At 58.8% G+C, this 23,606-nt stretch carries 21 protein-coding genes; 10 read left to right on the top strand and 11 right to left on the bottom strand.

Features of this window, described 5'->3' with window-relative positions; all coding sequences use genetic code 11:
* The first annotated feature begins 195 nt into the window (after window positions 1-195).
* The 3 genes from ACYVI2_RS06050 to ACYVI2_RS06040 are packed head-to-tail and all read left to right on the top strand — an operon-like array spanning window position 196 to window position 3,519.
* Window positions 196-1,185, top strand: coding sequence for a Bug family tripartite tricarboxylate transporter substrate binding protein (locus tag ACYVI2_RS06050; RefSeq protein WP_415820383.1), 990 nt, complete (start codon window positions 196-198; stop codon window positions 1,183-1,185).
* A gap of 16 nt (window positions 1,186-1,201) precedes the next feature.
* Complete coding sequence (locus ACYVI2_RS06045; protein ID WP_415820384.1) at window positions 1,202-2,632, top strand: NAD-dependent succinate-semialdehyde dehydrogenase; 1,431 nt, start codon at window positions 1,202-1,204, stop codon at window positions 2,630-2,632.
* Window positions 2,629-3,519, top strand: coding sequence for an NAD(P)-dependent oxidoreductase (locus ACYVI2_RS06040; RefSeq protein ID WP_415820385.1), 891 nt, complete (start codon window positions 2,629-2,631; stop codon window positions 3,517-3,519). The genes ACYVI2_RS06045 and ACYVI2_RS06040 overlap by 4 nt, the downstream gene beginning before the upstream one ends.
* On the opposite strand, the gene ACYVI2_RS06035 is transcribed toward ACYVI2_RS06040, so the two are convergent.
* Window positions 3,516-4,415 carry a LysR family transcriptional regulator gene (locus ACYVI2_RS06035; RefSeq protein ID WP_460490279.1) on the bottom strand — a complete coding sequence of 300 codons (900 nt, stop codon included), beginning with the start codon at window positions 4,413-4,415 and terminating at the stop codon, window positions 3,516-3,518. The genes ACYVI2_RS06040 and ACYVI2_RS06035 overlap by 4 nt on opposite strands.
* A 185-nt stretch (window positions 4,416-4,600) precedes the next feature.
* On the opposite strand from ACYVI2_RS06035, the gene ACYVI2_RS06030 reads away from it, so the two are divergent.
* Both ACYVI2_RS06030 and ACYVI2_RS06025 read left to right on the top strand, forming a co-directional pair.
* The gene (locus tag ACYVI2_RS06030; RefSeq protein WP_415820386.1) at window positions 4,601-6,067 is read left to right on the top strand and encodes a M20 family metallopeptidase; all 1,467 of its coding nucleotides are present in this window, start codon (window positions 4,601-4,603) and stop codon (window positions 6,065-6,067) included.
* Window positions 6,068-6,091: 24 nt separating this feature from the next.
* Window positions 6,092-6,649 carry a DUF1415 domain-containing protein gene (locus tag ACYVI2_RS06025; RefSeq protein ID WP_415820387.1) on the top strand — a complete coding sequence of 186 codons (558 nt, stop codon included), beginning with the start codon at window positions 6,092-6,094 and terminating at the stop codon, window positions 6,647-6,649.
* Between the two features lie 374 nt (window positions 6,650-7,023).
* Here ACYVI2_RS06025 and ACYVI2_RS06020 read toward each other — a convergent pair whose 3' ends face one another.
* The 6 genes from ACYVI2_RS06020 to ACYVI2_RS05995 all read right to left on the bottom strand — a co-directional run bounded on the left by ACYVI2_RS06020 (window position 7,024) and on the right by ACYVI2_RS05995 (window position 14,128).
* Complete coding sequence (locus tag ACYVI2_RS06020) at window positions 7,024-7,992, bottom strand: bile acid:sodium symporter family protein (RefSeq protein ID WP_415822472.1); 969 nt, start codon at window positions 7,990-7,992, stop codon at window positions 7,024-7,026.
* A 107-nt stretch (window positions 7,993-8,099) separates the two neighbouring features.
* Window positions 8,100-9,086 carry a tripartite tricarboxylate transporter substrate binding protein gene (locus ACYVI2_RS06015; protein WP_415822471.1) on the bottom strand — a complete coding sequence of 329 codons (987 nt, stop codon included), beginning with the start codon at window positions 9,084-9,086 and terminating at the stop codon, window positions 8,100-8,102.
* Between the two features lie 249 nt (window positions 9,087-9,335).
* Entirely contained in the window at window positions 9,336-10,484 is a 1,149-nt protein-coding gene (locus ACYVI2_RS06010) for a mandelate racemase/muconate lactonizing enzyme family protein (protein ID WP_415822470.1), read from the bottom strand.
* Window positions 10,485-10,615: 131 nt separating this feature from the next.
* Window positions 10,616-11,518: an NAD(P)-dependent oxidoreductase gene (locus tag ACYVI2_RS06005; protein WP_415822468.1), complete on the bottom strand. Its 903-nt coding sequence runs from the start codon at window positions 11,516-11,518 to the stop codon at window positions 10,616-10,618.
* A 141-nt stretch (window positions 11,519-11,659) separates the two neighbouring features.
* A complete protein-coding gene (locus ACYVI2_RS06000; protein WP_415822467.1) occupies window positions 11,660-13,120 on the bottom strand; it encodes an NAD-dependent succinate-semialdehyde dehydrogenase in 1,461 nt (486 codons plus the stop codon).
* Between the two features lie 27 nt (window positions 13,121-13,147).
* Complete coding sequence (locus ACYVI2_RS05995) at window positions 13,148-14,128, bottom strand: 2-hydroxyacid dehydrogenase (RefSeq protein ID WP_415822465.1); 981 nt, start codon at window positions 14,126-14,128, stop codon at window positions 13,148-13,150.
* 84 nt (window positions 14,129-14,212) lie between these two features.
* Here ACYVI2_RS05995 and ACYVI2_RS05990 point away from each other — a divergent pair, with 84 nt between their 5' ends.
* Window positions 14,213-15,001, top strand: coding sequence for a FadR/GntR family transcriptional regulator (locus tag ACYVI2_RS05990; RefSeq protein WP_415822464.1), 789 nt, complete (start codon window positions 14,213-14,215; stop codon window positions 14,999-15,001).
* A gap of 20 nt (window positions 15,002-15,021) precedes the next feature.
* On the opposite strand, the gene pdxA is transcribed toward ACYVI2_RS05990, so the two are convergent.
* From pdxA to ACYVI2_RS05970, 4 genes are all read right to left on the bottom strand, one after another.
* On the bottom strand, window positions 15,022-16,002 hold the full coding sequence (gene pdxA / locus ACYVI2_RS05985) for a 4-hydroxythreonine-4-phosphate dehydrogenase PdxA (protein ID WP_415822463.1): 981 nt from the start codon (window positions 16,000-16,002) through the stop codon (window positions 15,022-15,024).
* Between the two features lie 160 nt (window positions 16,003-16,162).
* Window positions 16,163-17,839, bottom strand: coding sequence for a PhoH family protein (locus tag ACYVI2_RS05980; RefSeq protein WP_415822462.1), 1,677 nt, complete (start codon window positions 17,837-17,839; stop codon window positions 16,163-16,165).
* A 57-nt stretch (window positions 17,840-17,896) separates the two neighbouring features.
* Window positions 17,897-18,361, bottom strand: a complete 465-nt coding sequence (locus ACYVI2_RS05975) for a peroxiredoxin (protein WP_415822461.1) — start codon at window positions 18,359-18,361, stop codon at window positions 17,897-17,899.
* Window positions 18,358-18,816 (bottom strand): Mth938-like domain-containing protein, encoded by a 459-nt coding sequence (locus ACYVI2_RS05970; RefSeq protein ID WP_415822460.1) that lies wholly within the window; start codon window positions 18,814-18,816, stop codon window positions 18,358-18,360. Before ACYVI2_RS05970 ends, ACYVI2_RS05975 begins: the two co-directional genes overlap by 4 nt.
* 181 nt (window positions 18,817-18,997) lie before the next feature.
* Between ACYVI2_RS05970 and alaC the strand changes: the two genes are divergently transcribed.
* From alaC to ACYVI2_RS05950, 4 genes are all read left to right on the top strand, one after another.
* The gene (gene alaC, locus ACYVI2_RS05965) at window positions 18,998-20,185 is read left to right on the top strand and encodes an alanine transaminase (RefSeq protein WP_415822459.1); all 1,188 of its coding nucleotides are present in this window, start codon (window positions 18,998-19,000) and stop codon (window positions 20,183-20,185) included.
* A 115-nt stretch (window positions 20,186-20,300) separates the two neighbouring features.
* Window positions 20,301-21,605 (top strand): homoserine dehydrogenase, encoded by a 1,305-nt coding sequence (locus tag ACYVI2_RS05960; RefSeq protein WP_415822473.1) that lies wholly within the window; start codon window positions 20,301-20,303, stop codon window positions 21,603-21,605.
* Window positions 21,602-23,011: a threonine synthase gene (gene thrC / locus ACYVI2_RS05955; RefSeq protein WP_415822458.1), complete on the top strand. Its 1,410-nt coding sequence runs from the start codon at window positions 21,602-21,604 to the stop codon at window positions 23,009-23,011. Before ACYVI2_RS05960 ends, thrC begins: the two co-directional genes overlap by 4 nt.
* A 145-nt stretch (window positions 23,012-23,156) precedes the next feature.
* Window positions 23,157-23,378 carry a YgdI/YgdR family lipoprotein gene (locus ACYVI2_RS05950; protein ID WP_094821814.1) on the top strand — a complete coding sequence of 74 codons (222 nt, stop codon included), beginning with the start codon at window positions 23,157-23,159 and terminating at the stop codon, window positions 23,376-23,378.
* The last annotated feature ends 228 nt before the right edge of the window (window positions 23,379-23,606 follow it).

The raw sequence follows: 23,606 nt of genomic DNA, 5'->3' as shown, positions 1-23,606 counted from the left end.
ATAGTCCTTTAAGGAATATCAATCGTCGTGCGGAATCGTTCGTCGAGAGAGCGGGCTGCTGATAGTCTAAAAAGGCATATTTGGCAGAGGAAATGTGAGCGCAGGCGTCGCCGCTTGATTGATAGACTGCAGCGAAATTGCACCGGAAAAATGGTGTGTCTCGCCAATAAATCAACAATTAGTCAGGAGACTTTTGTGGTCATCAATCGCCGTTCCATACTCGGCCTCGCCGCTGCTTGCGCGGGTACTGCCGCGCTCAGCGTGTCGTCTGTCGCTCATGCTGCCGCGTATCCGGAGAAACCCGTTACGCTCTATATCGGTTTTTCTGCCGGCGGCCCCACCGATATGGTCGGTCGCCTGTTGGCGGACAAGCTCAGCCAAAAGCTGGGGCAGACATTTGTCGTCGAAAACAAGGTCGGAGCCAGTGGCGTCGTCGCAGCCAATCTTTTAAAGAAGGCCAAGCCGGACGGCTATACATTGATGCTCGGCAGTAGCAGCACACTGTCTATCGTCCCGTACGTCCAGAAGGGTATTCAGTATGACGTGTTGAAAGACTTCACGTCCATCGCCTTGGTCGCCAGTTATCCGTATTACCTGGCGGTACCGGCAGACTCGAAATTCAAGACCTTTGACGATCTGATCGCCTATGGCCGCGACAAGAATAATCAATTGACTTACGCCTCCGCAGGCACGGGGGCCGTCAATCATCTGGCGGGCGAGTGGCTGAAAGATGAAACGAAGATCAACGCGTTGCACGCTCCGTACAAGGGAGATTCGGCGGCGATTCCCGATTTGATTGCAGGACGCATCGACTACGCATTGCTGGCGGGGATCGTCGCGCTGCCGCAGGCCGAAGCAGGAAAGCTTCGGATTCTGGCGTCGGCGAGCTCATCACCCGACAAAGGCGCACCTGATATTGAAATCATCGGACAGAAAAAAGTCCCGGGATTTGAGGCTGAGCCATGGAATGGCTTGATGGGCCCGGCCGGTTTGTCGAAAGAAGTCGTGACCACGTTGAATACCGCAGTCAACGAAGTCCTGTCTGATCCAGAGGTGAAAGCTCAGCTTCTAAAACTGGACCAGTATCCTTTTTCGAGCACGCCGGATGAGTTCAGAGAGCGCATCAAGGACCAGTCCGCCCGTTGGGAAGGCATCATTAAAAAAGCGAACATAGTGATTGAGTAATCTCGGAGCCTATAGCATGCAGTATTCACAATATATTGGCGGCAAGTTTCGTGACGGCACTGACAATGCAGAGTTGACCGTTGTATCACCGGGAACCGGGCAGGAGCTTGGGCGGTATCGTGGTGCGTCTCAAGATGACGTGGAACAAGCCATCGCCTGCGCGCAGAGTGCGTTTGATGCATGGCGCAAAACCGGGGTAACGCGGCGCTCGGAATTGCTGCGCAATGTGGCAAACGAGATGCGTCGTGATCGAGACAATCTGGCTCGCCAGATCTCGGCGGAGCTGGGGAAACCGCTGTCCGAGGCGCAGAAGGAAGTGGACGTCGCGGCCGAAATGTTTGAATGGTCGGCGGAAGAGGCGCGCCGTTTGTACGGCAGGCTGATTCCCGCCAGGGCGCCCGGCATACAACAGTTGGTGCAATTAGAGCCCTATGGCGTCGTGGGCGCGTTTTCGGGATGGAACGCGCCGGCCATCACGCCTGCTCGCAAGATCAGCGCCGCGCTTGCCGCGGGCTGCACTATTGTGTTGAAACCTTCTGAGGAGACAATCGGGGTTGCGCTGTTGATCGCGCAGGCCATTGAGCGAGCAGGGTTGCCCGCTGGTACGGTGAACATGGTGTTTGGCGATCCTGCTTTTATTGCCGATCAGCTTTGCACATCGCCATTGGTCTCCATGATTACGTTCACGGGCGGCACCGACGTGGGCAAACAGCTCGGCGCAAAAGCCGCATTGCACATGAAAAAAGCGACGCTGGAGCTTGGTGGGCATGCGCCCGTGGTGATTTGGAAGGACGTGGATGTCGAGAAGGTCGCCAAGGCCTGCGTAGCGACGAAATTCCGCAATGCGGGTCAAGTATGTACGTCACCCACGAGGTTTCTGATCCAAAGGGAAATCTACGACGAATTCTGCGAACAGTTTGTCAGGCACGCGAACAGTCTGCAGGTAAAGGATCCGTTTGATCCTGACTCAACGATGGGGCCGTTGAAAAACAAGCGGCGGCGGGATGCGATTGATCGATTGGTCAATAACGCGGTGGAGTCTGGCGCCAAACTGCTGGCAGGCGGTAAAGCCATCGACGGACCCGGCTATTTCTACCAGCCGACGGTACTGGCTATTCATGACAGAAAGGCGGACGTCTGCAGAATCGAGCCCTTTGGGCCCGTGGCATTGCTGATCCCGGTAGACACTGCTGACGACGCGATTGCCGAAGCGAATGCGTTGCCGTTTGGTTTGGCGGCATACGCATTTACTGGCGACATGAAGCTGGCTCATCGATTCGCCAATGACATTCAAAGCGGAGTCGTCTGCATCAACGAGCTGCAGGCGTCTCTGCCCGAAACACCATTTGGCGGCTACAAGGACAGCGGCTTGGGCTCCGAAGGAGGGATCGAGGGCCTGAGGGAATTCCTGCGTGTGAAGTGCGTGCGCCAAGGAGGGCTGGCATGAAGGCTACCCTGGGGTTTATTGGCTTGGGCGCCATGGGCGCCGGGATGTGTATGAACCTCGCCCAGAAGTCAGGGTGTGAGGTGTTGGCCACTGACCTGGACATGCAAAATGTCTACGCCTTGTCCTCGTTTGGTGTCATCGCCAGCAGCATGGCCGAAATAGCCAGCAGAGCGGATACGGTCTTTCTATCGCTGCCTTCGATTAATGAAGTGGAGCAGGTGTGCCTCGGAGAGCAGGGGTTGTTGGCGAACCCTGGCTCTTTGAAGACAATTGTCGATATGAGCACGAGCGAGGTCGAGCGTGTTCGTGGGCTGGCTTCTGCACTGCAGGAGCGTGGCGTCAGCCTGATTGATGCGCCGGTTGCCAGAAGCCGCGCCGCCGCAAAAAGCGGAACGCTATTGATCACCGTGGGTGCACGGCAAGATCAATTCGACCAGTTGAAGCCCTATCTCGACTGCATGGGCAGCGATGTTTTGCTGTGTGGCCCGACAGGTGCCGGACAGGTGGTCAAGGCCATGAACAATATGGTCCTGATCAATACGGTGCATGCATTGGCTGCCGCCTTCGCAATATCGGAACGATCGGGCGTTTCAAAGGACCTGCTGAGTCAGGTCCTGGGGCTGGGCTCGGCGGCTTCGTTTGCCTTGAAACTCACTGGTGCGGACTATCTGGCGAAAGACACGTTCCCGGAGAAAATGTTCTCGGCATCCTATGCGCTCAAAGACTTGAAACTGGCGCTGGCGCTATCTGCTTCTGTGGACGTCGATAATGAACTGACGGCAGTGACGGCCAGAAAGTTGCAGCAGGCGATCGATGCCGGCTACGCAGACAACTACTACCCGGTCATGTATAAGACGATGTCGTTGAATTCCAAAAGCAGCCTTTAACAATCAGGCAGCAAAGACTGGGTCGTCGCCGCCTGTGCGAGGATCCAGTCTCTGAACAGGGCTATTTTCCTGGATTCGCGCCGGACTTTGGGTCGTAGCAGATAAAAAGAAAGACCCGTTCTGACGGGTTGATTGAAGGGCGCGAGCAGTTTTCCTTCCTGGAGGTCTTCGAGTATCAAGGCCGTCTGGCCTATGGCGATTCCCAGACCGTCCATGGCCGCTTGCCAGGTCAGCACTGAGCTGCTGAAGTTCATTTGCGGCGTGTCGGAAATTTCCGGCGCGTACGCGCATGCCTGGGCCCACATGGCCCATTCGCCTTTGGGCCGATAATGAGAAACCAGTAATCTTGTGCGCAATAGGGCTTGGGGATAGAGCGCTTCTGGCGCATGCTTTTGCAAAAAATCGCGGCTGCATACCGGCTCGATAATATCGTCGAACAAGCAGTCGGCTACGGTGTCTGCCTGGTCTCCCGTTCCCAGCTGAATACTGAAATCGATGTGATCTTTTTCAAAATCGGTATTGTGTACAGAGTTGGTGATCAGTACAGACAGGTCCGGGTGCTGTTTGTGAAAATCTTCGAGCCTGGGGATCAGCCATTTGGCGGCAAAGGTCGTGTAGGTACGTACGCGGATTTTGTTGTCATTGCCATGTTCCAACAGACTGTCGGTCGCACCAGATATCTGTTCAAAGGCCGGAATAATACGCTCGGCGTATCCCTGTCCAATATGAGTCAGGCTAATGCCACGTTGTTCACGGCGAAATAGCTTCACGCCCAGATATTTCTCAAGCACATCCAATTGCTTGCTAATGGCCGATTGGCCAACATGAAGCTCTTTTGCCGCTTTGGTCAAGCTCTTGGTGCGCGCTACGACGTAGAACGCACGGAGAGGATTCATGGGGGGAAATTTTTTCGACATAAAAGGAGTACTGGCTGTTAGGCTCGGATTGTCGTTATTGCATTGCAAGCGCTTGTCGGCAGTAACCCGGGGCTATTCACCATAGCATTCTCGCGACCCTCCTGCATCTTTCGCGGGACAGGCATAAAATCCAGATTTACCCTTTTTCGTACAGGATCTGCGCCATGAACGCTCGCATTCCCGACGACGCTTTGCCGCCTACCCTAGACCCCGACGCCCTGCAGGCGTTTGTGGACCGCCAATGGGACGATGAAATCATCCCGGCCCTGACCGACTACATCGCCGTGCCCGCCAAAAGCCCGGCATTTGACGCGGATTGGGAAAAAAATGCTTACATTGAGCGTGTGGTACGCGATGCGGCGCAGTGGGTCGAGTCGCGCAAGGTCGCCGGCCTGAAGCTGGAGGTCGTGCGCTTGCCTGGACGTACGCCTGTGATCTTTTTCGATGCGCCGGCGACGCGTGCTGATAATGGCGACACGGTACTGTTGTATGGCCACCTGGACAAACAGCCTGAGTTTTCGGGCTGGCGTTCGGATTTGGGCCCCTGGACGCCTAAATACGAGGACGGCAAATTGTATGGCCGTGGCGGGGCCGATGATGGTTATGCGATCTATGCGTCGATCACGGCCATCATGGCGCTCGATGCGCAGGGCATTCCACGTCCTCGCTGTGTGGGCATCGTAGAAACCTGTGAGGAATCGGGCAGCTACGATTTGCTGCCTTATGTCGATGCGCTGCGTGATCGCCTGGGGAATGTGGCGTTGGTGGTCTGCCTGGATTCCGGGGCCGGCAACTATGATCAATTGTGGATGACCACGTCGTTGCGCGGGATGGTGGCCGGCACGCTGGAGGTCCAGGTCCTGGACGAAGGCGTGCACTCCGGCGATTCGAGTGGTGTCGTGCCGTCGAGTTTCCGTATCTTGCGTCATTTGCTGGACCGCCTGGAGGACAGCGGCACGGGGCGTCTGTTACCACAGAGCCTGCACTGCGAGATCCCGACGGCTCGCCGTGAGCAGGTCAAGGAAACCGCCCGTATCCTGGGCGACGAAGTCTGGCGCCGTTTCCCCTGGAGCTGTGGCGCCGACGGCAGTTTCGTATTGCCGATGACGACCGAGCCCGAAGAAGCCTTGCTGAACCGCACCTGGCGTCCGACGTTGTCTGTGACCGGTGCGGAGGGGCTGCCGCCGCTGATGAGCGCCGGGAACGTATTGCGTCCGCGCACGTCGTTCAAACTGTCGCTGCGGTTGCCGCCGCTGGTGGATGCAGTTGCGGCGTCGGATGAAATCAAGCAGTTGCTTGAGGCGGACTCGCCCTATAACGCGAAGGTCATTTTCGACGCGCAGCATGGTGCTACGGGCTGGAATGCCCCTGAGTCAGAGGCCTGGCTCACCCAGGCATTGGACGCGGCATCGCGCCAGTATTACGAGGCGCCTTGCGGTTACATCGGGCAGGGTGGCACGATTCCGCTGATGAGTCTGTTGCAAGAGGGATTCCCCAAGGCGCAGTTCATGGTCTGTGGGGTGTTGGGACCGCGTTCCAATGCACACGGCCCAAACGAGTTTCTACATGTGCCATACGGTAAACGCCTGACGGCGTCGGTGGCGCAAATCATGGCAGCGTTGCCGGTTTGATGTCTGGCAGTTGAGTACATTCTTATGATTCATATCGACGGCGCTTATCAGCGCATCATCGACGAGACTCGTCTCTGGGTGGAACGGGCTGTGATCGGCCTGAACCTGTGTCCCTTTGCCAAAGCTGTGCAGGTGAAAAACCAAGTTCGCTATGCGGTCAGTGACGCTACTGATGCGGAGGGCGTGCTGACTGACTTGGAAAACGAACTGCTGTTGTTGTCTGAGACTGATCCGGAGCAGACTGACACGACGTTGTTGATCGTGCCGGATGCGTTGAACGATTTTTATGAGTTCAACGATTTTGAGGATTATTCGGATCGGCTGCTCAAGCGTATGCGGTTGGTGGGTGATCTGCAGGTGGCGACGTTTCATCCGGATTTTCAGTTTGCGGAGACTGAGCTGGATGATGTTGAGAACTGTACTAATCGGTCGCCTTATCCGGTTTTGCATATCTTGCGGGAAGACAGCATAGATCGTGCTGTGGAGGCGTTTGAGGATGCGGCGGAGATTTATGAGAAGAATATTGCTACGTTGAGGAGGCTGGGCTGGGAGGGGTGGCGGAAGTTGATGGCTGCGGAGTAGGGGTTCTGTTGGTCGTCGAGCCGAGGCAATCGGCCCGGCCGGGCTTCACAAAGTCGGTCCGGCGCGCGGGCGCCGGACACCGTGTTCGCTCGTCTCGTCCGCGCGTTCGCGCTTCCTTCGACTTCCGCTCCACTCGACTTTGAGGCGCCCGGCCGGGCCGATTGCCTCGGCTCGACTAGCAGCAATTAGAATTCTCTGCATCGCTGGCATGGCTTTCTTGCTTGGCGTTTTTTTGCAGCCGCGTTGGCAAAGAAGAAAATCTTGCGGGGCTGCTTTCGGCGCGCGCCCTGCGCGCGCACCTCAAGCGATCTGTCCGGGCATGCGGAAGGGGTGGCGTGGTGCCTGAGTGGAAGATCTGCTTGGTTGCAAGCCCATCAATGCGGCCGCTTGGCAAACCTGGAGGCCAACATCGCGCAAACCATCAGTTGAATCTGATGAAATAACATCAACGGCAGCACAATAGCTCCTACGGCTTGCCCTGCAAAAATCACTTGCGCCATGGGAATTCCGCTAGCCAGGCTTTTCTTTGAGCCACCGAACAACAGCGTGATGCGGTCTTCGATATTGAATTTGAAGATTTTGCCCAGAATCACACATCCCAGCAGCGCCAAGGCCAGCAATACGGCGCAGGAAAACACCAGGCCCACCAAGGCAGGCACGGGCGTGTTATGCCAGAGTCCTTCGTTGACCGCTTCTGAAAAGGCCGTATATACCACCAGCAAAATCGACCCTTGGTCCACGAACTTCAGTACTGCCTTGCGTTTGTAGACCCATGCACCGATCCAGCGGCGCATGATTTGACCCAGGATGAACGGCAGCAATAGCTGCAGCATGATCTGGCCCACGGCATCAAAAGAAATCGGCGCGCTGGCGCTGGCCACCACTACCGTGCCCGCCAATAGCGGCGTCAAGAAAATACCCAGCAGGCTCGATGCCGATGCGCTGCAGACGGCTGCGGGTACATTGCCCCGCGCCATGGACGTGAACGCGATCGCGGACTGTACCGTCGCCGGCAAGCAGCACAGGAACAGGATGCCGGTGTAGAGCTCTGGCGTGACTAATGGCTGCAGCAGCGGTTTGAGCGCCACCCCCAGGATGGGGAACATGATGAACGTCGCCGAGAATACGGTCAGATGCAGGCGCCAATGCATGACGCCGGCAATGATGGCTTCGCGTGACAGACGCGCGCCATGCAGGAAAAACAGCAGTGCAATGCCTAGATTGGTGATCCAGTCAAAGGCAACCAAACCCTGCCCATGGGCGGGAAACAGGCTGGCGAGAATGACAGTGGTAACAAGAAGAAGGGTAAAACGGTCGGGCAGGAATCGGGTGTAGCGGGACATGGGAGTAGCTGCGAAACGATCGCCGACGTGGCGGTCAAAGGCGGTTATTGTAGACCGCCACGTCTGGTGCGATATTCAGCTATTTGTAGGGTGAATGTCTGGGCGGATTATTCGATTTTGATTCCCGCGCGATCAATGACACCGGTCCATTTCTTGACCTCGTCGTTGACCAGTGTCTTGAATTCCGCGGGCGTGCTCGCGACAATTTCAACGCCTTGCTTGCCGAATCGGTCGACGACATCTTTTTCATGCAACATCTTCACCATGTCGGCGTTGATTTTCTGCACGATGTCGGTGGGGGTGCCGGCCGGTGCCTGCATGCCGAACCAGACATTGACTTCATACCCAGGAACGCCTGCTTCGACAACCGTGGGAATGTTGGGCAGCAATGCTGGGCGCTTGGCACCGGTCGCCGCCAGCGCGGTCAATTTGCCTGCCGTGATGTTGGGATAAACGTTCGGCAGGTTATCAAATAATACGTCGATGTCTCCGGCCAGTAATGCCGTCACGGCTGGTGCGCTGCCTTTATACGGAATGTGCGACATCTTGGTGCCGGTCAGTTCCAGAAAGAGCTCCATGGAGAGATGGTTCGATGAACCTGAGCCGGTCGATCCATAATTGAGTTTGCCGGGATTGGCCTTGGCGTATGCGATGAGCGATTTGACGTCTTTGAAGGGGGAGTCGGCGCGTACCGTCAGGATGTTCTGTGTGCTGCCCGCCCAGATGATGGGTTCAAAATCCTTGAGCGCGTTGTACTTCATCTTGTCTCGATACAGTCCGGGCAGGGCCGAGAACGGCAACGGCGTGATCAATAGCGTATAGCCATCGGGTTTGGATTCCGCGACGAACGTATTGCCAATCAAGGTGTTTCCGCCGGGTTTATTTTCGACGATGACAGACTGTTTCCAGGTCTTGGTCAGATACTCGCTCGCAGTCCGGGCAAGCGTGTCGTTGAATCCACCTGGCGTATAGGGGACGACAATGCGTACGGGTTGGTTGGGATAAGGGGATGCGGCTTTGGCCGCCGGCGCGGCAGCCGCGGCGATAACCAGGCTCAGGCTGCCCAGCACTACACTCAGTTTTCCAATCGTCATGATGTGTTATCTGACCGCCTTTGGGACTGGCATAGCGGTGTGAGGAAGGCAGGGCGGGATAAGGGGTGCAGCGTCAGATCCAGCCTGTATTTGCCTTCGCATCTAACTGCTATGCAGCGCTTCGGCGATCTGTCTCCGTTGATGTTGTTGTGGATCGATCGTCATTCAGCACAGTCAGTCGTGCGGACTGGCATGGCTGTGTCTTGGTGCTGCAATGGACGGGCGATATGCCCGTCCGGTGTTGCTGATTCAGAACTTCACTACGTAGCCGGGGCCATCAACCATGGGGAACTTGTCGAACAGGGATTCATCGACTTCTACGCCCAGGCCCGGACCCGTAGGCGGCTCGACGCAGCCGTCTTTGCCGATGGTGAACGTTGGCCCGAACATGTCCCGGAACGGATTGAAGTGAGAGACGCAGGCCTCGAAATATCCCGCGTTTTCGGTCGCCGCGAGAAAGTGCAAGGTCGCGGCATGGTTCAACCCTGTTGCCGAACTATGCGCGTTGATGGGGATACGGAAGGCCGATGCCATCGCGGCGATCCGCACCGATTCGGTAATACCGCCCGTCTTGGACAGGTCCGGTTGCCACACTTGTACCGCACCTGCCTCCAGCATCTGGGCGAACTCGAACCGCATGAAATGGTTTTCTCCTGCTGCCAACGGGACCAGCGGCGTGATCTTGGCGGCTTCGCGATAAGACGCAAAATCGTTGCAGGCAAAGGGTTCTTCCAGCCAGCCTGCTTGAATGTCGGCCAAGGCCGGTAATACGCGGCGCGCCTGGGCAATGGTGTAGGCGGTGTTCGCGTCGGTCAGGATATCGATCTCGTCTCCAACCATTTTCCTGACGTGCACACAACGGGCTATGTCGTCTTTCACGGTATCGCCGATGCGCAGTTTGACCGCACGATAGCCCTGTTCGATGTATGACAGCGCTTCTTCTGCCAGCGTTTCCGGGGCTTGATAGCCCAATGCGATCCCGCCGGCATACGCGGGCAAGCGTTTACGCGAGCCGCCGAGCAGTTCGTACAGAGGCATGTTGGCCGCCTTGCCGCGAATGTCCCACAGGGCCATGTCGATACCGGACAGTGCCAGTGCCGCGCCTGCACCCAGGCCGTGGCTCGAGAACTGCATGCGGTGTATGCGTTGCCATGCACCGACGACGTCGGTGGCCGGCATGCCGACCAGCAAGGGCGACAAGGTGTTGTGGATGTGGCTGACGATCGCGCTGGGGCTGCGTCCCGGATGCGATTCGCCGTATCCCGTGATGCCTTCGGACGTTTCGACGCGCACGATGATGGCGTCGCGTTTCAAGGTGCTGCCTACGCCCATCGTCACCGTTTTGCCTTCTGGCAAGCGATAGGAAATGGGGATGGCAGTAATGCGGGTAATTTTCATATTGTCTCCTCGTTGATGTCGTTTTGATTGTTGACGGCATGATCGAGGTATCCCTGGCTGGAGGCTTGATAGTGCCTTGAGCCAGGGGTACGTCAATCAGACCTGTCGGGTACTGCGGTTGAACGTCGCGACTATTTCGCCGTGCCTGCCGGCGAGGTCGCCAGATAGCTGACGAGCGTCGGCACGGGGGATTGGCTCAGGCCCGTCTCCGCGGCCTGCTCGTACAGCTGCTTCACACCGCTGGCCAGGGCATTATGCGAATCCTGTTCTTCAGCCATGGTGCAGTAGTAGCCCATGTCCTTCAGCGCGTTGGAAATAGAGAACACGAAACCCGATGAGTCTTCCGACTCGATGTACGGGCGCAGTCGATTGAGCACCACGCCGCCACCGCCGCCAGCGGCCAGGATGTCGCAGAACACTTTCGGATCGGTTCCAGCCTGACGCGCGCACGCGGCGGCCTCGGCCAAGACGGCGGAGAAGCCGAGCGACACGTAGTTGTGCAGCAATTTCATCTGATGGCCGCTGCCCACGCCGCCCGCGTAGGCGATGTTTTCGGCGTAGCTCTGCAGCACGGGCAGGCATTTTTCAAAGACGTTTTTATCGCCGCCTACGATCAAGTTCAGCCGGCCCTCTGCTGCTTCCTTGGGCGTGCGCGTCATCGGGGCATCCAGGAAGGCGCAGCCCGCCTCCTGGACCGCTTGCGCGATTTTGCGTGTGGAAGACGGGATCGCAGTCGAGCAATCGATCACCGTGCTGCCCGGACGCAGGCCCTTTAGCGCGCCGTCTGCGTCAAACAACACGGCCTCTACCTGGGGCGAGCCCGTCACGCAAATGATCAGGATATCGGCCTCGGCGGCCAGTGCTGACGCCTTCGGGAGTGTCTTGGCGCCGGCCGCGAGCAGTTTGTCCAGCGGCTGATTGCCCGGATGGTCGAGGATCGTCAGCGGGAAACCGTTGCGCAGCAGGCTGGCGGCGATGCCCGATCCCATCAGGCCGGCGCCTATCAGGCCGATATGCGGTTTAGTGGATGTCATTCATTGCTCCGGGAACCTCCGGCTTGGATGCCGGGGAGGAACGAGGCGCAGCCATCAGGCTGCGTACCTCGTCGGGTTTGAGTGGTATGCGGGTGGTATCCGCAGGGTGAGTCGAGTTTTGCTCAGGTGTCGGAGCAGTGCTCAGGCCTTGCCCAGGCCGCCCGCGCAGATGTATTTGATTTCGACATAATCATCGACGCCGTATTTGGAGCCTTCGCGCCCGACGCCGGATTCCTTGATGCCGCCAAACGGGGCCAGCTCGGTCGAGATGATGCCTTCGTTCAAACCCACGATGCCGGTTTCGAGGGCCTCGGAGACGCGCCATGCGCGGCTATAGTCCGACGTATAGAAATAAGAGGCCAAACCAAACGGCGTGTCGTTGGCGAGGTCGATGACTTCTTGTTCCGTGCTGAATCGGATGAGCGGCGCAACCGGACCAAAGGTTTCTTCCTGCATGAGCTTGGCATCTCGCGAGACGTTCAACAGAATCGATGGCTCATAAAACAGGCCGCCCAACGCATGAGCGCGGCCGCCGGTCATTGCGGTGGCGCCGCCCGCGATGGCGTCGTCCACGTGTTCTTGCACCTTTTCGATAGCGGCCTGATCGATCAGCGGGCCCAGGTCGATGTTGTCTTGCAGGCCGTCACCGACTTTCAGCGCCAGCACGGCCTGTTTCAGGCGTTCGGCGAAGGCATCGTAAATGCCGTCCTGCACGAAAATACGGTTGGCGCAGACGCAGGTCTGGCCAGCGTTACGGAATTTGGAGGCCATGGCGCCGGCCACGGCCAAGTCCAGATCGGCGTCATCGAACACGATGAATGGCGCATTGCCGCCCAGTTCCATCGAGACCTTTTTGACGGTGCCGGCGCATTGCTCCATCAGCAGTTTTCCGACGCTGGTCGATCCGGTAAAGGATAGTTTGCGCACCAATGGGTTGCCGGTGAGTTCACCACCGACGGTGCCCGAGTTGCCCGTCACGACGTTCAGCACGCCTGCGGGAATGCCTGCTTCTTCTGCCAATTCGGCCAGGGCCAAGGCGGAATAGGGCGTTGCCGTGGCTGGTTTGATGACGATAGTGCAACCGGCGGCCAGCGCCGCACCGGCTTTGCGCGTGATCATCGCATTGGGGAAGTTCCACGGCGTAATGGCAGCGACGACCCCGACAGGCTGTTTGATCACGACGATACGGCGATCGGATGAGGCGGCAGGAATGATGTCGCCATAAATGCGCTTGGCTTCTTCTGCGAACCATTCCAGGAACGACGAACCATAGGCAATCTCGCCACGCGATTCTTTCAGCGGTTTGCCTTGTTCCAGGGTCAGCAGCTTGGCCAGGTCTTCCTGGTTCGCCATGCACAGGTCGAACCAGCGGCGGATCAGCTGTGAACGTTGCTTGGCAGCCATGGATCGCCACGCGGGCAGTGCCTTGTTTGCCGCCTCGACTGCTTGGCGTACGTCTTGCTGCGTCAGCGAGGGGACGGTGCCGAGGACGGATCCATCGGCGGGGTTGGTAACGTCAATGGTCTTGCCGCCGGAGGCGTCGATCCATTTTCCTCCGACGTAGCATTGTTGGCGAAATAGAGAGGGTCGTTGCAAATTCATCGGAAAACCTCATGAAAAAAGGGTATCTCAGCGTGGGCTGAGCAAGTTGTCGGGGATCGTGCCTTGGTACAGGGCATCCAAGCCATTGATCAGCAGCCATCCCATGGCGTCACGGGTTTCGTGAGTGGCGCTGCCGATATGCGGGGACAGAAACACGTTGTCCAATTCACGGTATCGCGGATCGATATTCGGTTCGTTGGCGAAGACGTCCAGACCTGCAGCAAAAAGCTTGCCTGAGGACAAGGCCTGGATCAGGGCGTCGTCGTCCACCAGTTCGCCGCGTGAAATGTTGATCACGACGGCGTTTTGGGGCAGTTGTGCGAGGCGCTCGGCATTGATGACGCCTTTCAGTTCAGGCGAGCCCGGTGCGGCAACGATCAATACGTCGGCATTGCGCAGCCCGTCATCGAAGTCCGCATGGTAGATCGCGCCCTGTGCCAGATCGTCGGCTAGCGGGCGGCGATTGTGGTAGTGGATTTCCATGCCAAAGGCGCGCGCCCGGGTGGCGATTTCCCTGCCGATGCGGCCCATGCCGAAAATCAGCACTCGCCTGCCTTTCAAACCCAGGCCTAATAGTTGGGTGGGGCTCCATCCGGGCCAGCTGTCGGTACGGACCATGCGGTCTGCTTCATATCCGCGGCGGCAGGCATTGAGCATCAACATCATGGCGATCTCTGCGCAAGCGTCGCTCAACACGTCGGGCGTATGCAAGACGCCAATTCCCAGTGCCTGCGCCGTGGCCATGTCGATGTGGTTGTACCCGACGGACAGCGTGGCGACGTAGCGTAGGGTAGGGGCCAGCTGGCGCAGCACCTCGGCGTTGATTTGCTCGGTGGCGCTGGCAAACAGGATCTCGGCGCCTTGTGCCGATTGCGCGATCTGCTCGGGCTGCAGAATGCTGTCGTCCGCATTGACGTGCAACTGATAGCGCTCATGCAAAGCGGCTTCGACCGCTTTAGGAAAACGGCGGCACAGATATGCCTTGGGTTTGATCGTAGTGACTGCCATTGCCTGCAATGCCTCCTTCGTCTATTTTTTGGTACTATCAATTTGTACGACAAATTTGTCAAGAGGGAATCCGTTACCCCAGCCATGCCAGAAAAAAAACCGACTCATGAAAGAACGCTATCCGATCAACTGACGGATATGCTGGCGCAGGAAATCCGGCGTGGCGCGTATCCCGTCAATGCTCGGCTGCCTACGGAAAAATTCATGATGGAGCAGTATGGCGTGAGCCGCACCGTGATCCGGGAGGCGATCTCGCGCCTGAAGTCCGCGGGCTTGGTGGACACGCGTCAGGGCAGCGGCACGGTCGTGCTGGATCCAGCGTCCAGCGATGTGTTTCGGCTGGGTACGCCGGACGAAGATCCCGCTCGTGGGGTGCTGCGCATCATCGAGCTGCGTCGCGGTCTGGAGGCAGAAATGGCTGCATTAGCCGCCGAGCGGCGCACGGCGCAGGACATGGCGCGCATCAATCAGGCATTGGCGGAAATCGATCACGCTGTCGCCAAAAACGGCGATGGGGTGGAAGAGGATCTGGCGTTTCATATTGCGATCGCGCAAGCGACCGGCAACCCGCATTATCCGGAACTGTTGGGGATGCTGACCCGCGCGCTGAAAGACGCTATTCGCGTGACGCGTGGCAACGAAGCGCGCCAGGAACAATTGGCTAATCAGGTGCGTAACGAACACGAGGCAATACGTGCCGCCATCGAGCGGCGCGATATCGAGGCGGCCAGGACCGCGGCCTTTCATCACATGCTCAGCACAGCGACTCGCATACAGAACGTCGACGCGGAATACTGGCAGGGATCGAATCGCGCCGCAGCGGGCAGATTGGCGCGTACCCGATTGGCATCCGAGATCAGGAAAAGTAAGTAGGCCGAGTGAGCAGGCAACAGCTACGGCGTCATGGCTAACGCCAGGTCAAACGCCGCGACGAGGGAGGCATGATCCGCGATGCCTTTGCCGGCAATATCAAAGGCCGTGCCGTGGTCGACGCTGGTGCGTACGAAAGGCAATCCCACCGTTACATTGACGCCCTGATCCACGCCCAGATACTTCACCGGAATCAATCCCTGGTCATGATATTGCGCGACGACAATATCAAATTCGCCACGCCGCGCACGCATGAATATCGTGTCGCCGGGCCACGGACCGGAAACCTCCAATCCTTCGGCACGGGCTTGGCTGATCGCCGGCGCGATCACATCCAGGTCCTCGCGACCGAATTTCCCGTCTTCACCTGCATGAGGATTCAACCCGGCGACCGCGATGCGGGGGCGCGCAATGCCCATTTGCCGGCAAGCCAGATCGGCCAGGCGAATGGCGCGAATCTCCGCTTGCGGTGTGACGGCTTTTGGGACGTCCGCCAACGCCATATGGATGGTCACGAGTAGCACCCGCAGCTCATCATTGGCCAGCATCATGGCGAAATCGGTGGTGTTTGATCGCTCCGCCAATATTTCTGTATGACCAGGCTGGTCAATTCCTGCCAGATGCATGGAATGCTTGCTCAATGGCGCGGTGACGATGGCACGGATCAGGCCTGCCTGCGCATCATCGATGGCCGCGCACAGATAGTCGTAGGCGGCCTGCCCAGCGGCCGCGCTGGTTTTTCCGATGGGTAAGTCCGCCGGCAGGGGAGCGCTACAGGGAATGACTTCGATACGTCCCGGCGTCCCGCTGGCCAGGCTGGCGTTTGCAATGTCCACGACTTCCATCCTGGCGCCGAGCAGGCCGGCCGCATGGCGCAACGTCCCTGCGTCGCCGTAGACGACCACCGGTGCGCGTAAACCTTGTGCGCAGGCTTTCACAATGATTTCCGGGCCGATGCCGGCGGCATCGCCCATGGTAATGCCGACAGGAAGCAATTCAGACATGATAGGCAGACGATAATTTGAAGGTGATGCTAGCAGGCATCCGCAGCCCACTCCGTGCATAGTACGCCTGCTTGGCAGCGCGTGTGACAGGCATGAAATGGAACAGCCCCCTCCGACGTAGAGGGGGCTGTTTCACGATGCGCGCCAGACGCCCTGATCGTTACAGCACGTCGCCCGCGTAATCCGCCAGACGCGAACGCTCGCCACGTTGCAGCGTGACGTGCCCCGCGTGCGGCCAACCCTTGAACCGGTCCACCACAAACGTCAGGCCCGAGCTGCCTTCGGTCAGATAGGGCGTATCGATCTGCGCCACGTTACCCAGGCAGACGACCTTGGTGCCGGGGCCGGCCCGGGTGACCAGGGTCTTCATCTGTTTGGGCGTCAGGTTCTGGGCCTCGTCGATGATCAGATATTTGTTCAGGAACGTGCGGCCGCGCATGAAATTCAGCGATTTGACCTTGATCCGCGAACGGATCAGATCCATCGTCGCGGCACGGCCCCAGTCGGCGCCGCCCTCGCTGTCGTTCATGTTGAGCACGTCGAGGTTGTCTTCCAATGCGCCCATCCAGGGCAGCATTTTTTCTTCCTCGGTACCTGGCAAAAAGCCGATGTCCTCGCCGACCGGAACCGTCACGCGGGTCATGATGATTTCGGTATAACGCTTGGTTTCCAGGACCTGGGTGATCCCGGCGGCCAGCGCCAACAGCGTTTTACCGGTGCCTGCCTGACCCAGCAGCGACACAAAGTCACAGTCGGGATTCATGAGCAGGTTCATGGCGAAATTCTGTTCGCGATTGCGTGCGGTGATGCCCCAGACGTTGTTTTTGCCGTGGGTATAGTCGCGCAGGGTGGCCAGGACCGCGGTCTTGCCGCTGACCTCGCGCACTTGCGCATACAGCGGCATCTGGCCTTCGAAATACACGAACTGGTTGACCATGAACTGCGAACACAGCGGGCCATGGATACGGTAAAACGTGGTGCCGCCTTGTTGCCAGGACTCGACGTCCTTGCCATGGCGATTCCAGAAATCCTCGGGCAATTGCATCACGCCCGAGTACATCAGATCCGAGTCTTCGAGGACGTGGTCGTTGTAGTAGTCCTCGGCGGCCATGCCCAGGGCACGGGCCTTCAGGCGCATGTTGATGTCCTTGGACACCAGCACCACCTCGCGTTGCGGGAATTTTTCCTGCAGTGCGCGCACGACGCCCAGGATCTGGTTGTCTGCCTTGCCCATCGGCAGGTCCGAGGGCAGGGTGCTGTGGATCGCCGTGGTCTGGAACATCAACCGGCCGGTGGCGTCCTTGTTGCCCAGCGCGCTGAGCTCCAGTCCTTCGTCCAGTTGCTCGGCATCATTGACCAGCGCGTCCAGCGAACGGCTGACTTGACGCGCGTTACGCGCGACCTCGGACATGCCTTTCTTTTGATGATCGAGCTCTTCGAGCGTCATCATGGGCAGGAAAATGTCGTGTTCCTCGAAACGGAACAGCGAGCTCGGGTCGTGCAGCAGGACGTTGGTGTCCAGCACGAACAGCTTGCGCCCCTCGGACTGGGCTCGTGCCTTGGGCTTGCGGGCCGGGGCAGTGGGCTTGGCAGCACGGGGAGCGCGCGTTTTGGCCGCCACAGGCGCAGGGGCAATACTGGGCACCGTCGCCGGTGCGCTGGCCTGCGATTTGAGGCCGTCTAATTCGGGTTGTACGGGGAGGGTGTTGACCGCCTCGGGGCGTGCCGAGGGTGCCGTTCCCGCAGCTTTGCTGGGGCGGGCTTTGGGTCGGGCGGTTTCGCCCGAGGGGAATGTCAGGATAGCTGCGGGTCGGGAGGGCAACTTGGGTAGCGGCATATAGGGGGTTCTCCTGGTGGGCCGGCTCTAGCGCCTGACGATGATGCTCAGACAGACTTAACCAATACTGCGGGCAGCTTGCAGGACTTCGTTGGCGTGGTTGGGCACCTTGACCCCGCGCCATTCCTGGACCAGCCGCCCGTAAGCGTCGATCAAAAACGTACTGCGTTCGATACCACGTACTTGTTTACCGTACATGTTCTTCTGCTTGATGACACCGTATAGGTTGCAGACGGTCTCATCGGTGTCCGCGATGAGAGGAAAGGGCAGTTCGTACTTTCCCTGGAAATTCTGGTGCGATTTCAGCGAGTCGCGCGAGACGCCGATCACGACGGTACTGGCGTCGAGGAATTCGGCATGCAGGTCGCGGAAATTCTGGCTCTCGGTCGTGCAGCCCGGGGTGTTGTCCTTGGGGTAGAAATACAGCACGACGGCGCGGCCCTGGCATTGTTCCAGGCTGATCGGGCCGATGGTGCTTTCAGCGGTAAAAAGAGGGGCAGATTTGCCGATGAGCGTGGTCATGTGGGGAGATCTCCTTGGGTTGGCAGCAGGGCGACGACCACGCGTCGGCCCTCTGCCATCAGGATGTTGTATGTGCGTGCGGCCGCCTGGGTGTCCATGACTTCGACACCAATGCCGGCCGCCAATAGCGGGCGCAGGACGTCTTGGCCCAGCATGCGTTGCCGGCCTCCTGTCCCGACGAGCAGGACCTCGGGTCCGATGCCCTTGGCGAGCGTGCCGGTTTCCGGCTCGTCCAGAAAGGCCAGCGGGTCGCGCTTGGCCTCGGAGAGTCCGGCAGCCTGTTGCAAAAGGGGCGCGGTGATGTCCGCAGCGGCCTGAACAGGCCATTCAGAGACCGTGCCCTCGGGGCCGAAGGCGACGGCGTGGGAAAATCGTACCTGGTTGACTTCAATGTACCCATCACCGTAGGCGGTGACGGTATTCAGGGCCGATGCAGGGTCGGTGTGCAGCTTCAATAAAAACTCCAACTTGATGCTTCCGATAATAGCGCATCAGCATGTCCATTTGTTGCCGGGTATCTACGAGTAGAGGGACAGAACGTGTCAATTTGCCGACGGGGCCTGCATGCGCTAGATTACTAAGTTTTGCTGCGCTGCAAATCCGCGTCATCCCGCCCCCTATCAAGGAATGGTTTCCATGAGGAAGTTCTCCCGCATCGAGCGTCTGCCCCCGTATGTGTTCAACATTACTGGCGAGCTCAAGATGGCCGCCCGTCGGCGGGGCGAGGACATCATCGATATGTCCATGGGCAATCCTGATGGCGCCACGCCCAAACACATCGTCGACAAAATGGTCGAGGCCACACTGCGGCCCACCACCCATGGGTATTCTGTGTCCAAGGGCATTCCGCGTCTGCGCAAAGCCATCTGTGACTGGTATCAGCGCCGCTATGACGTCGAATTCGACCCGGATAGCGAGGCCATCGTCACCATCGGCTCGAAAGAAGGCCTGGCGCACCTGATGCTGGCGACGCTGGACCGCGGCGATACCGTTCTGGTGCCCAATCCCAGTTATCCCATCCATATTTATGGCGCGGTAATCGCCGGCGCCAATATCCGTTCGGTGCGCATGACGCCAGGCGTGGATTTCTTCGAAGAACTCCAGCGCGCGGTTCGCGAGTCGATTCCAAAGCCCAAGATGATGATTCTCGGGTTTCCCAGCAATCCGACCGCGCAATGTGTCGACCTGTCGTTTTTCGAACGCGTGGTGGCGCTGGCCAAGGAGCACGACATCCTGGTCGTGCACGACCTGGCCTATGCGGATATCTGCTTTGATGGCTATGTCGCGCCGTCCATCATGCAGGTCCCGGGCGCGCGCGATGTCGCGGTCGAGTTCTTTACCATGAGCAAAAGCTACAACATGGCGGGCTGGCGCATCGGCTACATGGTGGGCAATCGTGACTTGGTCAACGCGCTGGCTCGGATCAAGAGCTATCACGACTACGGCACGTTCACGCCGATTCAGGTGGCCTCTATTGCCGCCCTGGACGGCCCGCAGGACTGTGTCACCGAGGTCGTCGAGCAATACCGCAATCGCCGCGACGTGTTGGCGCGCGGCCTGCACGAGGCCGGCTGGAACGTAGAGATTCCCAAGGCATCCATGTACATCTGGGCGCAGATCCCCGAGCCATACCGGGCCATGGGTTCCCTGGAATTCTCCAAGCGCGTGCTGTCTGACGCCAAGGTCGCCGTATCGCCGGGCATCGGTTTTGGCGAATATGGCGATGAGTATGTGCGCTTTGCCCTGATTGAAAACGAACAACGCACGCGTCAGGCTGTGCGTGGTATCAAAGAAATGTTCCGCAAGGACGGCTTGTTGAAATGAACCTGGTTGTTGCCGATCCCGGCATCACAGACCAGCCACCGCATTCTGGAAATTGGAAATGACAAACGCTGCAAGTACCCAGCCCGCCTCCGGGGCAGTTCATCCGGGCGCCGACCTGAAACCCATCAAGATTGGCCTGTTGGGCTTAGGTGTCGTGGGCGGTGGCACCTGGAGCGTGCTTACCCGCAACGCCGAAGAAATCGCCCGCCGCGCCGGACGCCGCATCGAGATCAGCCGTATTGCCGTACGTGACGTGGCCAAGGCGCGCGGCCGTATCGGCGAGGCCATCCCGGTGGATACCGACGTGCAGGCCTTGGTGCGAGACCCCAATGTCGACATCGTGGTCGAGCTCATCGGCGGCGACACACTCGCGCGCGAACTGGTGCTCGAAGCCATCGCAAACGGCAAGCATGTCGTTACCGCCAACAAGGCCTTGCTGGCCAAGCATGGCAACGAGATTTTTGCCGCTGCATCCGCCCAAGGCGTGATGGTGGCGTTCGAGGCCGCTGTCGCCGGTGGTATCCCCATCATCAAGGCCATTCGCGAAGGGCTGACGGCCAATCGCATCGAATGGGTGGCGGGCATCATCAACGGCACCACGAATTTCATCCTGTCCGAAATGCGCTCGCGTGGCCTGCCTTTTGCCGATGTGCTGGCCGAAGCGCAACGCCTGGGCTATGCCGAGGCCGATCCGACCTTCGACGTCGAGGGCGTCGATGCGGCCCACAAACTCACTTTGTTGGCCTCGCTGGCGTTTGGCGTACCGGTGCAATTCGACAAAGCACACATTGAAGGCATCTCGCAGCTCGCCCAAGAAGACATCGCCCACGCCGAGCGCCTGGGTTATCGCATCAAGCTGCTGGGCATCACCAAGCGCCGTGCCGATGGCATCGAGCTGCGCGTGCATCCGGCATTGGTGCCCGCCGAGCGCCTGCTGGCCAATGTCGAGGGTGCGATGAACGCCGTGCTGGTCCGTGGCGACGCCGTCGGCCCGACGCTGTACTACGGCCAGGGCGCGGGTGAGGAGCCCACCGCCTCTGCGGTGGTCGCCGATCTCGTTGACGTGACGCGTCTGCATACCGCCGATCCGGGCAACCGCGTTCCGCACCTGGCATTCCAACCCGACGCGCTGTCCGATCTGGCCATTCTGCCTATCGATCAGATCAGCACCTCGTATTACCTGCGTTTACGTGTCGACGATCAGCCGGGCGTGCTGGCCGATATCGCACGTGTCCTGGCAGATCTCGAGATCTCCATCGGCTCGATGATCCAGCAACCCTCGCACATCGGTGGCGCCGACATCATTTTCCTGACGCATCAAGCCACCGAAGGCAACGTCGATAAAGCCATCCACAGTATCGAACAACTGCCGTTTGTACGTTCCAGCGTCACGCGTCTGCGCGTGGAGACCTTGCAATGAAATACATCTCTACCCGTGGCGGCATGGCGCCGCAAGCGTTTACCGATATCCTGCTGGAGGGCCTCGCGCCCGATGGCGGGTTGGCCGTTCCTGAAACGCTGCCGCAGATCTCTGCCGACACGCTCGAATCCTGGCGCGGCCTGTCCTACGCCGATCTGGCCTTCGAGGTGCTATCGACGTTCGCGACCGATATTCCCGCCGACGACCTGCGTCGCCTGACGCGTGCCGCGTATCGCGAAGGCGTCTTCAGCAGCGCAGACATCGTGCCTTTGCGGCCGCTGGATGGCGGTCTGCAACTGCTGGGTTTGTCCGAAGGCCCCACGCTGGCATTCAAAGACATGGCCATGCAGTTCCTCGGCCAAGTCTTTGAATACGTCCTGACGCAACGCGGCGCGACATTGAATATCCTGGGTGCGACCTCCGGCGATACCGGCTCGGCTGCAGAATATGCCTTGCGCGGAAAACGCGGCGTATCGGTATTCATGCTGTCGCCCCATGGCCGCATGAGCGCGTTTCAACGCGCGCAAATGTACTCGCTGCAAGACGAAAACATTCACAACATCGCTGTGCGTGGTGTGTTCGACGAGGCGCAGGACATCGTCAAGGCACTGGCCGGCGATCTGCAATTCAAGAACCAATATCGCCTGGGCGCGGTGAACTCCATCAACTGGGCGCGTATCGCTGCACAGGTCGTGTACTACTTCCACGGCTGGTTGCGTGCCACGACAGGCCGAGGCCAACAAGTCTCCTTCGCCGTGCCCTCGGGTAATTTCGGCAACATCCTGTCGGGCCATATCGCGCGCAGCATGGGCTTGCCCGTACGCCGTCTGGTGTTGGCCACCAATGAAAACAACGTGCTCGAAGAATTCTTCCGCACGGGCATCTACCGTCCTCGCGGCGCAGAGCACACCTACGCCACTTCCAGCCCCTCCATGGACATCTCGCGCGCATCGAACTTCGAGCGCTTTGTGTTCGATCTGGTGGGCCGCGATCCGCAACGCGTAAAAGCACTGTGGGCCGATCTCGCACGCGATGGCCATTTCGATCTGTCCTCGCTCAAACCCGCATTCGAATCGCAGTATGGTTTCGTCGCAGGCACGAGCACGCACGACGATCGCCTGTCCGTGATTCGCGCCACGCATGCAGCAACCGGCGTATTGATTGATCCCCATACGGCCGACGGCGTGAAAGTCGCCCGCGAGCATGTGGAACCGGGCGTGCCGATGCTGGTCCTTGAAACTGCCTTGCCCGCAAAATTCTCCGAAACCATCGAAGCAGCTCTGGGAAAAAGGGTCGATCCCCCGGCGGCCCTGGCCGATCTGGAGTCCTTGCCCCAGCGAGTCGAGGTCATGGATTGCGACGCACAGTTGGTGCGACGCTACATTGAGGCGCACGCCAAGGTGTAAGAGGCGTTGCAGGCTGTTTTATGACGCCGCGTGTCAGGGGCGGTGTCATTACAGACTTATGCATTTTGGCCACATCCGGTCACGGAATGGGCGGGGTTACGGCCTAAAGTGAAGCTTCGTTCAAGATTGACGGAGTTACCGCTTTATGAAATTCAAGACCCTGATGCTCGCTTCGACCATTACCGGAATCGCTGTTCTGGCTGGATGCTCAACGCCCTCAGTGATCCAAAAGCGCGATGGCAGTCAGGTTATGACTTCTGACAAGCCTGAATATAACGAGGACACTGGTTTTTACGAGTACGATAAAAACGGCCAGAGAGTGCAAGTTAACAAGGACGATGTGAAGACCATCGAAGAAGTTAAGTAGTCTTGGCTTTGTGTATTAAAGAAAGACCCGAGCGAGTCGTTGCTTGGGTCTTTTTGTATGCGTTTATGCGATTCGAATCTGCCAGTCAGTTAGATGCATAGGTCTTCTCTGTGAAGACGTCCCTGTCGGGCGCCTGGAAGCCACACCGGGCCTATCGCCGCGACTCGGCCCATGACCTGTCCTGGTCTAATGTAAGTGGACACGTAGATAGGGTCATTGACCCTAGCC

It is taken from the genome of Bordetella tumbae, assembly GCF_054780995.1.
Note: the sequence above shows the minus strand (reverse complement) of the source record. Positions and strands in the feature narration are given on the sequence as shown.

What these genes read in the sequence shown, in the direction of transcription:
- ACYVI2_RS06045 (WP_415820384.1), top strand. Translation starts at nt 1,202, where the DNA reads ATGCAGTATTCACAATATATTGGCGGCAAGTTTCGTGACGGCACTGAC.
- ACYVI2_RS06040 (WP_415820385.1), top strand. Translation starts at nt 2,629, where the DNA reads ATGAAGGCTACCCTGGGGTTTATTGGCTTGGGCGCCATGGGCGCCGGG.
- ACYVI2_RS06035 (WP_460490279.1), bottom strand. Translation starts at nt 4,415, where the DNA reads ATGAATCCTCTCCGTGCGTTCTACGTCGTAGCGCGCACCAAGAGCTTG.
- ACYVI2_RS06030 (WP_415820386.1), top strand. Translation starts at nt 4,601, where the DNA reads ATGAACGCTCGCATTCCCGACGACGCTTTGCCGCCTACCCTAGACCCC.
- ACYVI2_RS06025 (WP_415820387.1), top strand. Translation starts at nt 6,092, where the DNA reads ATGATTCATATCGACGGCGCTTATCAGCGCATCATCGACGAGACTCGT.
- ACYVI2_RS06020 (WP_415822472.1), bottom strand. Translation starts at nt 7,992, where the DNA reads ATGTCCCGCTACACCCGATTCCTGCCCGACCGTTTTACCCTTCTTCTT.
- ACYVI2_RS06015 (WP_415822471.1), bottom strand. Translation starts at nt 9,086, where the DNA reads ATGACGATTGGAAAACTGAGTGTAGTGCTGGGCAGCCTGAGCCTGGTT.
- ACYVI2_RS06010 (WP_415822470.1), bottom strand. Translation starts at nt 10,484, where the DNA reads ATGAAAATTACCCGCATTACTGCCATCCCCATTTCCTATCGCTTGCCA.
- ACYVI2_RS06005 (WP_415822468.1), bottom strand. Translation starts at nt 11,518, where the DNA reads ATGACATCCACTAAACCGCATATCGGCCTGATAGGCGCCGGCCTGATG.
- ACYVI2_RS06000 (WP_415822467.1), bottom strand. Translation starts at nt 13,120, where the DNA reads ATGAATTTGCAACGACCCTCTCTATTTCGCCAACAATGCTACGTCGGA.
- ACYVI2_RS05995 (WP_415822465.1), bottom strand. Translation starts at nt 14,128, where the DNA reads ATGGCAGTCACTACGATCAAACCCAAGGCATATCTGTGCCGCCGTTTT.
- ACYVI2_RS05990 (WP_415822464.1), top strand. Translation starts at nt 14,213, where the DNA reads ATGCCAGAAAAAAAACCGACTCATGAAAGAACGCTATCCGATCAACTG.
- pdxA (WP_415822463.1), bottom strand. Translation starts at nt 16,002, where the DNA reads ATGTCTGAATTGCTTCCTGTCGGCATTACCATGGGCGATGCCGCCGGC.
- ACYVI2_RS05980 (WP_415822462.1), bottom strand. Translation starts at nt 17,839, where the DNA reads ATGCCGCTACCCAAGTTGCCCTCCCGACCCGCAGCTATCCTGACATTC.
- ACYVI2_RS05975 (WP_415822461.1), bottom strand. Translation starts at nt 18,361, where the DNA reads ATGACCACGCTCATCGGCAAATCTGCCCCTCTTTTTACCGCTGAAAGC.
- alaC (WP_415822459.1), top strand. Translation starts at nt 18,998, where the DNA reads ATGAGGAAGTTCTCCCGCATCGAGCGTCTGCCCCCGTATGTGTTCAAC.
- thrC (WP_415822458.1), top strand. Translation starts at nt 21,602, where the DNA reads ATGAAATACATCTCTACCCGTGGCGGCATGGCGCCGCAAGCGTTTACC.
- ACYVI2_RS05950 (WP_094821814.1), top strand. Translation starts at nt 23,157, where the DNA reads ATGAAATTCAAGACCCTGATGCTCGCTTCGACCATTACCGGAATCGCT.